The organism is Shewanella piezotolerans WP3, from assembly GCF_000014885.1.
Lineage (GTDB): Bacteria > Pseudomonadota > Gammaproteobacteria > Enterobacterales > Shewanellaceae > Shewanella > Shewanella piezotolerans.
The window spans coordinates 4,069,130-4,082,858 of sequence record NC_011566.1 but is presented as its reverse complement, the minus strand read 5'-3'; the positions used below and the strand labels follow the sequence as shown (position 1 = coordinate 4,082,858).

Here is a 13,729-nt window from a genome sequence, read left to right as displayed (position 1 = left end):
GAATATAAGAGGCACTGCTAATCAGATTTGGTATTAATCTAACCTGTGGATACTTAAGCTACGCTGAATGGCAAATTAACATTTATTCATTATCAGAAGTGTGAGGGCAATAGCAAAAAAAAGCCGTTGAATGAGCGTGTCATCAACGGCTTTTATTATTGCTAATTACGTGGCTTTAATTACCAAATTTTAACGCGCTTTTCTGGAGCAATATACATAGCATCTCCTGGTTTTACATCATAAGTGCTGTAAAATTCAGGCATATTAGATAGTGCGCCAAGTGAGCGGAATTGTGCCGGCGAATGTGGATCTGTCGCTACACGGTTACGCATTGACTCTTCTTTGATTTTTGCACGCCAGATTTGGGTGAAACCAATGAAGAAACGCTGATCGCCTGTAAGGCCGTCAATCACTGGTGCCTCTTGGCCGTTCAGTGATTTCTTGTACGCACGGTAGGCGATGGTGACACCTGAAAGATCACCAATGTTCTCACCAAGCGTCAGCTCACCGTTAACATGTAGGTCGTCAAACACTGCGTAATCATTGTATTGATCGATAAGGGCTTTACCGCGGGCAGAGAACTCTTTTAAGTCTTGCTCTGTCCACCAATCACGCATGTTGCCTTCGCCGTCAAACTTAGCGCCCTGATCGTCAAAACCATGGCCCATTTCATGACCAATAACCGCACCAATACCGCCGTAGTTAACTGCGTCATCAGCTTCCATATTAAAGAATGGAGGCTGCAAGATCGCTGCTGGGAATACGATTTCATTCATGGTTGGGTTGTAGTAAGCATTAACCGTTTGTGGGGTCATATGCCATTCCCACTTGCGAATTGGGCTACCCAGTTTCTCTAGTTCTTTTTCATGGCTCAACTCGCTTGCGCGTAGGTTATTACCGAAAAGATCATCAGACTTGATGGTTAACTTGTCATAATTTTCCCAACGGTCAGGATAACCAATCTTAGGATCAAACTTAGCTAACTTATCTTTAGCTGCGACTTTAGTGTCAGCACTCATCCACTCTAGTGACTCAATGCTATCGCCGTAGGCACCACGTAAGTTCTCAACCAAAGTTTGCATGCGAGTCTTGGCTTCTGGGGCAAAGTGACGCTTAACGTAGACTTTACCAACCACTTCACCAAGTAAACCGTTGACTGATGCAACACCACGCTTCCAACGAGGTTGTTGCTCTTCTTGGCCGTTAAGTGTTTTAGAGAAAAACTCAAAGTTTTCATTATCTAACTCTTCACTTAGGCTGCTTGCTGCATGTGTCAATACCTGCCACTGCATGTAGGTCTTCCAAGTATCTAGGTCTGTCGTCTTGATGACGTCATTCAGTCCTTGGATAAAGCTAGGCTGGTTGATGATGATGTCAGCTTGTTTATCTGCGCCTAGGGTTGCTAGGTAACCATCCCAGTTGATGTCTGGTGCAAGTGTTGGTAGATCTTTGACTTGGTATAAGTTGTAGGTCTTAGTGCTATCGCGAGTTTCAACCACATCCCAATGCTTTTCAGCAATTGATGTTTCTAGAGCGAGTACCGCTTCAGCGCTAGCCTTAGGGTTAGCTAGACCCGCAAGGGTATACATCTTTTCAATGTGTGCTACAAACGCCTTACGGATATTTACGAAGCGCTCGTCTTGATTAAAGTAGTAGTCTTTTTCTGGCAGGCTTAAGCCATACTGCCAGATATGTGTTGCATAACGGCTAGAGTCTTTCGCATCGACACCGATGTAAAATGCCATTGGAGTACCGCCGCCAATGACTTGGCTACGAGCAAAATAAGTCACAAGCTCTTCTTTATTCTTAATCGCATTGACTTTATCAAGTTCGCTCTGAATTGGTGTCACGCCCAGTTTATTGAGTGTTTCAACATCCATGAATGAACGGTATAGATCAGCCACTTTTTGTTCATCACTACCGGCTTTAAGGTTAGGTGTAGCAGCGACTTCTTCGATAATTGCTTTTACGTCATCACGTGACTTTTCTCGAAGATCATAAAATGCACCTGTGCTGGTGCGATCGCTTGGAATAGTGGTATTTTTAACCCAAGTGCCGTTTACATAAGAGTAAAAGTCATCCTGTGGGCGAACAGATTTATCGAAGTTGGCAAAATCTATACCTGAAGTTAGTGCTTTTTGCACGGCAACGGCGGCTTCTGTTTTGCTTGTTTCTGGTGCTTTAGGGGCCGCGGTGTCGCTATTGCAGGCGCTTAGGCCCACGATAAGGGAAGCGCATAAGCCCCCAACGAGTACTTTTTTCATTTTTCTCCCTTTATATAAACCGTCAATTTGTTTTTGTTTTATAAATCAAGCGATGCACCCATGCTTTTATCGAGGTAGCACGAATTACATTGAGTAACACATGTTAAGGTTTTTGATGCTCTGTGAATATGGCTTGAGGGTAAACTTATCGACTAAATTGAATCAACATGTGTAAGAAAAGGTTTCCTAGCAGTTTTTTTGATCTTTTTGTCGACTAAATTTGGTGAATGTTATTATGGTATTGCGCTGCTACCGAATATTTCCCCATCCAACTGATAATGCAAAATCCTGTGGGAATTAAATTAGAAGTATAAATTGCCGCGATGAACAGTAAGATTAAGTGTTCGCAAATCTTTGCCCTTTATGCTTGCAGCCCTCATAATGTCGGTCATTATGGTCATATAGCTGAGTGTTACTGTGCGTTTAGATAAATTTATTTGTGAGTCAACTTCCCATTCTCGTGTTTCAGCTAAAAAAGCGCTGCATCGTGGGGACGTCACTTGTAACGGTGAGGTGGTTAAAACTTCAGGTTTTAAAGTGACAGACGAGCACGAAATTCGTCTCGAAGGCGAAGTGTTAAAGGTTATTGGTCCACGCTTTATCATGCTCAATAAACCCGTTGATACCATCTGTTCTACTATCGATGAAGAGTATCCATCAGTCATTGGGTTGCTTGATGTTATTCGACCTGAAGACTTGCATATTGCGGGGCGTTTAGATGCCGATACTACAGGTTTGGTGCTGATCACTACAGATGGAAAGTGGTCACATAAAATCACTTCGCCGAAAAAAGAGTGCGGTAAACGTTACTTGTTAGAGACTGCAGACCCACTAACTGAAGAGCTAATTGGAAAGTTTGCAACTGGGTTACAACTGAATAACGAAGATGGCCTCACTAAGCCTGCAAAACTTGAATTGCTGGGCACTCATCAAGCAAGATTGACGATTACTGAAGGTAAATATCATCAAGTTAAACGTATGCTCGCAGCCGTTGGCAACAAGGTGACTAAACTTCATCGTGAAGTCGTTGGTGAAATTGAACTCGATAGCTCTCTTGAGCTGGGTCAATGGCGCTTTTTAACTGAGGCTGAGATAAAGTCTGTTAAATAAGGTACAAAGAAAGTTTTTACTAACCGAGACTGGTTGGAACTTGGTAAAAAAGGGGCCCTCAAATGAGGGCCCAATGACAAGGTTAAGCAAATCGCAACTGCTTAACGTTATTGCTCTTGAAGATTAATGTCGCTTTTTACGTGAGCTTGCGACTAGTCCAAGTAGTGCGAGTGCTAGGAAGCCTAAGCTACCACCGCTTGAATCGTTAGACTCCTCCTCAACAGGTGGTTCTTCTGCTGGTGGCGGTGTAGGTTCTACCCCGTCGGAGTTAACGGTCAACATAAAGCTAGTGCTGCCCTGATCTGAAGGATAGGCCATGTCGTGAACCGTTACCGTTACCTCAGTAGTACCGTGCCAATCGGTATCTGGTGTAATAGCAAATGTTTCACCTGTGACTACTGCAGTAATGTAATCACCCGTAACCGTCATGCCATTTACCGTCCCCTTCACGTCGTTGTACATCACTGTTAAGCCTTCTATTGTGCTATTTTCCTCCATCACCATATCTGACATTGCTGCAACGGTAATATTGGTTGGCGTCGATAACGTGTGTGAGACAGAAACTAGCTCTGAGTCGGCGTACTGAGTGTCTACTGAAACAACATTGTCGCTACCAATTGCTGCGGCTGATACTCGTGCTGAGAACTTAAGAGACAGTGCTGTTTGTTCTGGACCGCGATAATCGGCACAAACTACCGTACCTTCGCTAACTTTTTCATCGACGTCGTTAAACGCAAAGCCATCATTGAAATAGCCTGATAGCGGACCAAACGGTGTTCGCTCTCCCCAATAACCGTGTAGACCAATTGAACCAAAGTGATCATTCGCTGACTTTAAAGTCTTATAAGCAAAGATCATCTCAGGTGTTTCAGGGTCAAAGCTAATTGAGTTAGAAATAATGGTCTGAATGTTAAATTTAGCGTCTGGATCTGGGTTAGTATTGCCCACTAAGAAACTATTCCACTCTTCACCACCATCCCACTGGAAGATGTAGTGATCGTTGGTCACGACACCATATACCACGTTGATATAGCGGAATGTTGCCCAGTCAATCGAGCCCTGTGGCATCTGCACATCACCGCGCCATAGAGGAGCTATGACTGTGTCTGGGAAGGTTTGGAACATATCCGTGAAAGGTTGGTTATAGTTCCAGAACTCAGGGTTTTGATCCAGTTGGATATAACCAAATGGCGAAATTCCTAGCGTATTCTGGGCAAAACGCTCAGGGTTTGCGTATAGAGGAATGTGGGGTAAACCATTTTCTTCCATTGGAATATATAGCATTTGGTTAGAAAGACCTGAAATACCTAAGTCTTGGTAGCCTTGCATAGGTAAGTCATAGAATGTCTCATCGTCGCCATAAGGGACCTTACAAGTCGCATCATCTAAGTTAGTGGTATAAACGTAATGACGCTTCATGTCACTTGAAGAGGCTTGAGCGGCGCTGATACTTATCGCATTACCATTCACTGTCAGGCCTGCTTCATAGTCTCCTACACCACCGACAACGATTGAGTCTTCAATCAACTGCATCCCTTCAGAAATGGTCGCATTCAGTGTGAACTCTCGCTCTGCTCCCACTAAGTTTGGCGCCAAATCGACAACATAGTTAACCACATCTCCGACTTTAGCCGCAGTTTGCGATGCTGTAATTTCAGTGTCCGCCCCCATATGTTGTAACTTAACAGCGAAATCACCTAAGTTTGTTGCGTTATAGTCATCACTGCCTAGCGCAACAACACCATAGTATGTGTCACCATCGGTAGCACCTGGTAAGTTGTAGTTAAGCTGCAGCTGGTATGGAGTCATACCATCAGTTGTTGCTGGGCCTTCAACTGTCATGTTGGCATCATCTGACTCTCCCACGATACCTAAGCTGAGAACAAACTCATCCGCAAGGTTCTTAGGATCTTCAAAATCATATTTCCAGTTAGCCGCAATTGCCCAATAACGACCTGGAGCTGGGTTGTTGATTGCACAGAAATCACCGTTATCTGTGAAGGAGTAGCAGATAGCTTCATCTAGCCATTGAATATCACCATCTTCATTGATATCCATACCCAGATCGATAGAGGTGTAGGCGTGTTTAGGCGCTGAAAGGACCTCCCAAACGATACGTTGAGTGCCAGCAGGCACATCAAAGAAGTGAACTTTAGCTCCGCCATCGGCTTCTATCTCTTCTACGGTTAAACCGTCGGAGTAAAGGCGTGCTTCGGCTCTTGGTAGTGCGTAGGTAAATGTTTCACCTTTAGTTAGACCAAAGACCTTAGAGTTAAGTGATTGGATCTCATCGGTGTTAAGCATTGGCGTTAACGTATGCCCCTGCTCACGATGGATGATCCCTGAAACTTCAGGAGGTAAGTTGTCGCCGCTATAGCGTACACCTACTGGTAGATGTTGCATTGGGCTGCTGCTATTTGCAGGTGTTAACTTAACAGAGCCTGTAAGCTGAAGCCCTGATGAATCGGCGCCAATGGCCTCAACTTCAAGTACTTTTGCTTTTAGGCTAATAGATTGAGACTCACCTGCTTTCAAGGTGAAGGTTTTTGGTGAAACCTCCAGCTCTAACATTGGTGCACCATCCATAATGTTGGCCGTTGCATCAACCGTCCAAGTGCCATCTTCTGTTGCTGTTACTGTGCGCATCCAGCTACAACTTCCCGCACAGTTATCTTGATAGAAATAAGGTAGGTTCAACGTGTGAATATTACCGCCATTATTTGGGTTGGCTGCGCGGTAGTTTTCAGCTGTCTCGCTAAGCAATAAACCAGCGTTATTAGCACGTGCTACGTTTATGACTCCGCTACCCGCGTCACTGTAACCTGCAGGTACAGGATCATAGGGAGAACTATCGCGTGAGCGAGTGGCACTGTCCAGTGACGCTGTAGTCATTAATGCAGATTGGATTTCGGCAGGCGTCCAATCAGGATGTGCTTGAGTTAGCAGTGCCATGGCGCCAGCTACGTGAGGCGCAGCCATCGATGTACCACTAATGGCTGCATAATCTGCTGGCATGCCTTGCATGCTAAATGGCATTTCATCGGCCCAAGCGGCAAATACATCAACTCCTGGTGCAGCTAGGTTTGGTGACATCACATCTGGCGCTTCGAGGTTTGGGCCACGAGAAGAGAAATCTGCGACGTAATCTGCATCTCGCTCATTGGCAACAACTTCAGAGGCGGTGATGGTTATGCTGTGGTTATCACCAGCCGCAAGCCAGTCTTGTAATCCAAAGTAACCATTTTGGTAATTACCATAATAGCTACCGTAGTCAATTTGAATACCTGGAATTGAAAATGGATCGTTAGCTATGGTTTCTGCGTATCCAGAGTTCCACAGGATAAAGCCACCAGCCCCCCCAGCTTCAACGTTTGTAGCTTTCGCTACGCGGGCAATGTCACCTCGTTTACACACCACAATTGGCGCTGTGGCGAAGGGGTTTCCATCTGGATCTACCGAGAAAAAGTCAGCAGGGAAAGGGTCGTTACACTTTTCAAATTCACTACCGTAAGCTTTAGCTTCAACAACTGGGCCTGTATAAGCGCCAGTAATGCCACCACCGACTAATTCAAGAGGTTGCTCTCCACCAGTCGCATTGGTAAGTGTTTTACCTTCGACCGCTATTTCGCGGCCATGGGTGGTGGCAGCAACAGAGGTGATCCAAGGTGAAAAGTGATCGATAGCTCCTCGAGCTTGGCTGGCATATTGGGGCGCATAGGAGTTGCCCGCAGACGCGGAAACCGAGATCCCAGCTTCGCGTGCAGCAAGGAAACCCATCTCCATTGGGTCGTCCCAAGGGAAAGTCCCAAAAGGACTACCGATGGAGTAGTTAATTACGTCAACACCATCAGCCACCGCATCTTCAATGCCGGCTAACAATGCAGAACCTGGACAGCCTCCGTAGTTGTCACCGTAGCTGCCATCGCCAGGGAAACAAACCTGGTACATGATGATATTTGCGCGTGGTGCAACGCCTGACACTTTGTCAAACACCAGACCCGTTCCTAAGCCATCACCTGTTTCACCCGTAACAGCAACCACATGCTCTACATTAAATAGCTCGTTACCTGCAGCTGTAGAGGCTGTGTGTGAACCGTGACCATTATAATCTTCACCATTTTGCGGACGTTTAGGCTCGGTGATATTCCAAGAGGGCTGATCAGGCTGAAAAGCCGCATCCATATAGCTCTCAGTGATGCTCTCATATGAACGAACACCGATAAGCTTATCGTTACACATGCTAGCAAATTCGACTTTCTCACAGTCGCCTAGGTAGCTACTATAACGGTCAGGCATTTTGTGGGTATAACCGTCACCAGCCACTGCAGCAAAAGAGGCATGGTCTGAATTAATCCCCGTATCGAGTACCCCGACAACGATACCTTCACCTTTGTATTTGTCATCTGCAGCACTTCCTGTCCAAATACTATCAGCGCCGATGTGTCCTGGGCCATTATCAGTGTGTAATTCGTACACTTTTTCAAGACTAACGTTACGAATACCTGGAAGGTTAGCAACGTTGGCTGCCTGCTCTTGCGTCATACGCAGTGCCATACCGTTAAACGCCAATGTATAACGGTTTTTAATATCAAGATTTGCGCCAACCTTTGCAGATATCTGGTTGAGGATCTGATCTTGTTTACCGGTAAGGTATTGACTGTACTGTTTAACTGAGCTGCTTTTGGTATCCAGCTTGTTGTGGCCACGGGGGCTTAACATGCTTGGGACTGCGTTTACTGTTGGTGATGTTGCTTTAAATTGTTCGACGCCACCGCGGTAGAGGGAAACTGGTTTGTCGCTCAATTCGACAATGTAAGTTTGTTCACCTTGTAGTCCAGCTTGGTGTTTAAACGGTACCTTGCTGTTTTGATTTGTAGCGATCGCTCGATGAATGTTTTGCGTATTACTCGCTGGTCGGTTTACGGTGTTACCGGCTCTGCTGTTACCACTTCGGAGCTCTTCGTTATATTTAATGATCGCATCGGTGATTTCGATGCTGCGCATGTTGTTATTATCATTGCCTGAAGCGGCAACGGAGCCTGCACCAGCTGCATATATTGCAGCTATTGTCATCAGACTTATTTTTTTTAGTTTCATTATTCTGCCTTCTGGTTGCATTTGTGCAACTAGATTGTTAACCGTAAGTTAATCTCGTGGCGAATAGGTAAAGCGTATTATCCAATAGGCTATGGGTATTTTAAAAAAAGTTTAAAAACAAAGTGAGTTTTTAGTAGCCATAGTGGTCAGTTCTATCATTTTTTAATGTTGTGTCACTTTGGTGTGAAATAAAGGCCTAGTGTTACTTCCATGAATAAAAATACTGTTTTAACCACTAAATATCTCCTGGATACACTTGATTCAAATTGATACAAATTAGCAGAGCCTTGCTTGAACTTAATTAGGTTTTGAAATACTTTATGGCGGTAATTAACCTGTGGTACGTGGTTTTATGCTCCTATGATTATAGTTAATCACAGCTTAAGGTATCAATGTTAGAGTCTATATTCTATTTTGATTGGCCCTTTTGTTTTTATATTTCAGTAGCATTTTAGGAGGCGATATGGAATTAAGACATATAAAGCATTTTGTAGCGCTTGCGCAATCTAAAAGTTACAGTGTTGCCGCTAGTAAATTGGATATTTCACAACCCTCTTTAACTCGTAGTATTCAAAAGATGGAACAGAGCTTAGGTGTAAAGCTATTTATAAGGGACTCTAGACGGGTATCGCTGACTTACCACGGCGACCTAGTGTTGAAGCATAGTGATAAAATTCTTAATACAGTTTGTAATCTAGAGGCCGATATTAAAATTAATAGTGGACGTTCAAATGGAAAATTAACGATTGGTGGCGGAACGCTAGCGTCGAGTAATATACTAAATGACATACTGCATAATTTTTCAAAATTGCACCCCAATGTCAGTGTTGAATTAAGAACTCGTGATATTGATGAACTATGTTCATTACTATCAAAAGGTGAAATAGATCTTTTTATTTCAGAGATAAAAATATCTGGTCTCTCTGAAAGAGAGGAATTACAGGTCATTAGTTATAAAAAGTCCAGAGGTGTATTTTTTTGTAGGCCAGGTCATCCACTACTAAATGATAAATATCTATATACTCCAAGACTAAAAGATTTTCCTATCTCTTTACCTAGAGCTACAACATCTGATATTGAAAGTTTATTTGGTGATCTTTTCGATGTGAATCGTAGTGCATTTTCTGGTTTGTTTAAATTTGAATACTTCCATTCTGTAAGTAAAACGATTGTAGAAAGTGACATGATAGGCTTAATTCCTGAGATCGTTATTGCTAATGAACTAGCTTCTGGAGAATTAGTTTTGTTAGACGTTTTAGATATGCCAGAGATTAAAGTTGACTACGGGGTCGTGTTTCATAAATCCCGAGTTCCTGATGGGACAAATAAATTGTTTCTCGAGTTCTTTAAGTCGCTTGTCGCTAAACCCTGTCATTGAGCTGCTAATTGGGATTGAAAAGATGAAAAAACAGCTTGAGTCAAGGCCTGTTATGAATGTGACAGCTGAGAAAAAAGGGCGCCAAATTAAATTTTCTAGCGCCAATTGGGTTACTGTAACTAATCTCTAGTTTGAAAGCTCTATATTGCCACTGATTGTGGAAGCATTGAGAGTAGCACTGCCATCTCCTGCTTGAAACTTAAGATATGTTTGCGGTGAGTATTGCTCTTTAGATACTTTATCATTGGTTAGTTTATTTGTGATCTTGCCGCTTGGTCCGCCATTGATATCGAATGAGGCATTTACCTTAGCGGTAAAGTGGACATCGATATCACCACTGACACTACCTAGTTTTGCTTTATCTTTAAGGCTGTTAATTGACAATTCGATATCACCACTAACGGTTTTTATACTAAGGCTCTCTATATCACCAAGAGCGAGGCTCGCATCACCAGAGACTAACTCGACAGAGACTTGATCTGCACGACTACTTGCTGTTAATTCGCCGCTGACCAAGCGATAAGCCACTTTTCCTGCGCTATCAGTATCTTTAATTTCACCGGAGACGGTTTCTAACATCACTTTACCGTTAAGTTCTCGACTACTAATATCTCCTGATACAGTATGAATCATCACTTTATCTTGTAATTGAGTCGCCTTAATATCACCACTAACCGAGCTAATATCCATTTTACCGTTGAACCCATCAATCCGGTAATTGGCCGAAACGCCCTCAGCTTGTAGCTTTATCCTTTGCGGAAGCATGATGGTTAATTGCGAACCCTCTTTGTTGCTACCGTTGTATTGTCTCGGCATCTTGTCTTCGATCACCACATGGCTACCATTTACGGTGAAGGTTAGCCCTTCGCTCAATTCATCAAGTTCACCTTTAACTGAAATCTCATTTTTATCCCAGGGTTTAAAGATCACATCTCCTCGCTGAACATTAACACTGACTTTTGCTTCTCCTTTGAACGATTGTGTTTGGTCGACGGATTCCGCTGCAATAAGCGTTTGGCTGAAGACAAGTGTGGTTAATGCTAGGCTGATAAGTGGTGTTTTAATCATATTAATGCTCCCTGATTTAAATCTGCAGCAGGCAAGTTCTGACCTTGCTGTAATAATTCTATTTCTCGTTGTTGAGTCCAAAGCCACAGTTGCCATAGCTCTTTATCATTGGGGGTTTTCTTTAGTGTTTGATAAATTTTTTCAGCGGCTTTTCTAAGTTGCTCGATGCCTTTGTTTAATGGCAAACCGAGTTCGCTGCTTTGCCAATTTACCTTTTGATTTTGTTCTAACAATTCGACTTGTTGCTCGTGTTCAAGCTTAATTTCAGCCAATGTTATCTGTAGTGGAGACGCTTCTGTTTGCGCCGTATAACTGGGTCTAATTGCGGTGTTGTTCCATATAAAGGTGCCTACAATTGTACAAAGCAGTACCACACTGGCGACTGCGACTCTGCGCCAATGGTTAGGTTGGTTGTATTCTGGTTTATCGAGCTGTTTTTCTATATCGGTCCACAGTTCACGCTCTGGCGTTAATGTCTTTGGCGTGTTTGCGATCAATTGCTGCAATTTATCTTGTGAATGGTTCATCTGTGTATTCCTCTTAACCACCATCTAATCCAACATGTCGGCTAATAACTTCTGTGCCCTATGGTATTGCGCTTTGCTGGTTCCTGACGCTATTCCCATAAGCTGCGCAATCTCTTCATGCTTATAGCCTTCAAGCGCATACAGCACAAACACAATTCGAGCTCTCTCGGGTAGGTTAACCAAAATCTTATCGAGATTTTCATATTCATCACTTACCGTTTCGATATCAGCTTCGCTGGCAACAAACCGCGACCAAAATGAGCGATGCTTCTTCAGGCTATTGAGTGCCTGGTTCACCGATAAGCTGTGCAGCCAAGTTGTGAACTGACTTTGACCTTTAAACTGTGGCAATTTTTGCCACAGGGCCACAAAACAGTCTTGGGTAGCATCTTCTGCTAATGCAACTTGACCAGTAATACGAAAGCACAGCGCGTAAACACGTTTGTGGTGTTGCTGATAAAGCTGTTTAAAAGCGGCTTTGTCGCCTTTTTTGGCGCTATCGATAAGGTCCGATTCATTAAATGAACTCTGCTCAAAGACCTTCAACTGTGCTGTCACTACATGTTCCTTATGTGCCTGTCGATATAGTCAATACCGATTGCGTTAAAAGTTTGACCATTCAGCGGAAATTCAAAACGCTGTAGGCAAGTATTGGAGCTTGAGCTAATCGTTATTCTCGGCTCTGGCATCCTGCTTCACTCTCGATAATTGCTCCTGCATTATTCTACCTTCGACCATCCTTGGTCTCGTACCTCCTAAATCTGACCGCCAAGGAGGGCCGGAATGTCTTATTTTGTATGGAACAAAATAGACCATTTAGTCGTATATCCAAATCCCAGAGCGATGCATGCAGCGATTTGAAACCCACACTACGTGAGCTCCTCATGCTTTCCACTTCTGCTTTGCATTGGCTTAAAAGGGAATAACCATTTCTTTACCAATGCGCTTTGAATTGAAAAGTCTGAGTGGCTCTGAACTGGCCAAATACTTAATGCACTTGGTAATTAGACAAAGCTAACCTATAAAAAGGTTTAAACAGAAATAGAATAAATTTTAAATTAGCAATATTGGTAAGGTGATAGTGGGTTTAAGAGTAGGGGAGCTAACAAGTAAGTGGTGGGGCTGAGAGGTGCAGCCCCAGTTGCGGAAGACTAGTCTTGGCTGACTTTAGCATAAACAAGCTGAGCACCCACAAGATCTGACAGCGCAGTGCCAACAGTTTTAAATAGGGAGATCTGTTCATCACTTGTACGCGCAAAAGTGCCTGACTGACATAATTGCGCCAATTCACCTTTAACATCATCGAGAGAGAAAGCACCTTCAGCCACGGGGATTAGCAGTTCGCCTGCTTCGGCAAACACATTGATTTTTGAATCTACGAATACCGCTGACTTTTTAATAAGTCCGGTATCGCACTCACGACGGTCATGGTTGTGGTTGCCGACAAAATCGGTATGGGTGCCCGCTTGAACCCATTCTCCTGGAAATAGCGGTGTTGGCGAGCCAGTTGCACAGCTAATGATGTCGGCTTCACCCACTGCATTCTCAAGTTTGTCACACAAGATAACTTCAATATCGCTGCGTTGATTACGGATTAGCTCAATGGTTGCGCGCGCTTTTTCTTCACAACGCCCCCAAACTTTAATTTGCGTAATAGGACGTACACTGGCGTGGGCAAGCGCCATGAAAGAGGCTAAATTACCGGTACCACAGACTAAAAGTTTGCTTGAATCTTCACGAGATAGGTAGCGGCTGCCAAGTGCAGAAACTGCAGCTGTGCGCCAATAAGTAACACTAGTGCCATCAACTAACGCCTGTGGCTCGCCCGTTTCACGGCTAAAAATGAGAATTTTTGAGTAAAGGCTAGCGAGGCTAGCATCCTTTTGGGGGTTGCCAGGAAAGTAAGTAAATGCTTTTACGGCGATGGTTTTTTCGTTCCAAGAGGGGAGCACTGCAAAAGCATCACTGTGGCTTACCGACTCATCTAGGCTAAAAACTTGTCTTTGTGGCATACCTGCTGGGCGAGAAAAGGTTTCATCGAGAGCATCGACTAGTTCTTTGAAGTTTAAGGATTGGTGCACCGATTCGGCTGAAATGACTTGCATAATTGTTTCTCACTTTGAAGGGTATATTTTATATTATTTTGTCGTTACAGATCAGTCAATCGACATTTTATACTCGATTGTTTTGTACCTAGATGGCAGCCGCAAATTATGGAGAGTAATAGCGATACATTTCATTAACGACTGCGTGGTGTTTAACGATGGTTTCGGGGCATAAGTATG

The 13,729-nt window shown here is 43.7% G+C and carries 8 protein-coding genes; 2 read left to right on the top strand and 6 right to left on the bottom strand.

Translation table 11 applies throughout. From position 1 onward, the window contains the following. Positions 1-179 precede the first annotated feature (179 nt). A complete protein-coding gene (locus tag SWP_RS17235) occupies positions 180-2,264 on the bottom strand; it encodes a M13 family metallopeptidase (protein ID WP_020913885.1) in 2,085 nt (694 codons plus the stop codon). A gap of 417 nt (positions 2,265-2,681) precedes the next feature. Between SWP_RS17235 and rsuA the strand changes: the two genes are divergently transcribed. Beyond that, entirely contained in the window at positions 2,682-3,374 is a 693-nt protein-coding gene (gene rsuA / locus SWP_RS17230; RefSeq protein WP_020913884.1) for a 16S rRNA pseudouridine(516) synthase RsuA, read from the top strand. Between the two features lie 123 nt (positions 3,375-3,497). Here the strand turns inward: rsuA and SWP_RS24725 are convergent, their stop codons facing one another. Next, positions 3,498-8,471 carry a S8 family serine peptidase gene (locus SWP_RS24725; RefSeq protein ID WP_020913883.1) on the bottom strand — a complete coding sequence of 1,658 codons (4,974 nt, stop codon included), beginning with the start codon at positions 8,469-8,471 and terminating at the stop codon, positions 3,498-3,500. Positions 8,472-8,934: 463 nt separating this feature from the next. Here SWP_RS24725 and SWP_RS17220 point away from each other — a divergent pair, with 463 nt between their 5' ends. Beyond that, the gene (locus SWP_RS17220) at positions 8,935-9,849 is read left to right on the top strand and encodes a LysR family transcriptional regulator (RefSeq protein WP_020913882.1); all 915 of its coding nucleotides are present in this window, start codon (positions 8,935-8,937) and stop codon (positions 9,847-9,849) included. 126 nt (positions 9,850-9,975) lie between these two features. On the opposite strand, the gene SWP_RS17215 is transcribed toward SWP_RS17220, so the two are convergent. The 4 genes from SWP_RS17215 to lhpI form a co-directional block, all read right to left on the bottom strand. Then, a complete protein-coding gene (locus tag SWP_RS17215) occupies positions 9,976-10,917 on the bottom strand; it encodes a DUF4097 family beta strand repeat-containing protein (protein ID WP_020913881.1) in 942 nt (313 codons plus the stop codon). Continuing rightward, positions 10,914-11,444 carry a hypothetical protein gene (locus SWP_RS17210; RefSeq protein WP_020913880.1) on the bottom strand — a complete coding sequence of 177 codons (531 nt, stop codon included), beginning with the start codon at positions 11,442-11,444 and terminating at the stop codon, positions 10,914-10,916. The genes SWP_RS17215 and SWP_RS17210 overlap by 4 nt, the downstream gene beginning before the upstream one ends. Positions 11,445-11,468: 24 nt before the next feature. Next, positions 11,469-12,002 (bottom strand): RNA polymerase sigma factor, encoded by a 534-nt coding sequence (locus SWP_RS17205; protein WP_020913879.1) that lies wholly within the window; start codon positions 12,000-12,002, stop codon positions 11,469-11,471. A 593-nt stretch (positions 12,003-12,595) separates the two neighbouring features. After that, a complete protein-coding gene (lhpI, locus tag SWP_RS17200) occupies positions 12,596-13,549 on the bottom strand; it encodes a bifunctional Delta(1)-pyrroline-2-carboxylate/Delta(1)-piperideine-2-carboxylate reductase (RefSeq protein ID WP_020913878.1) in 954 nt (317 codons plus the stop codon). Positions 13,550-13,729: the final 180 nt, after the last annotated feature.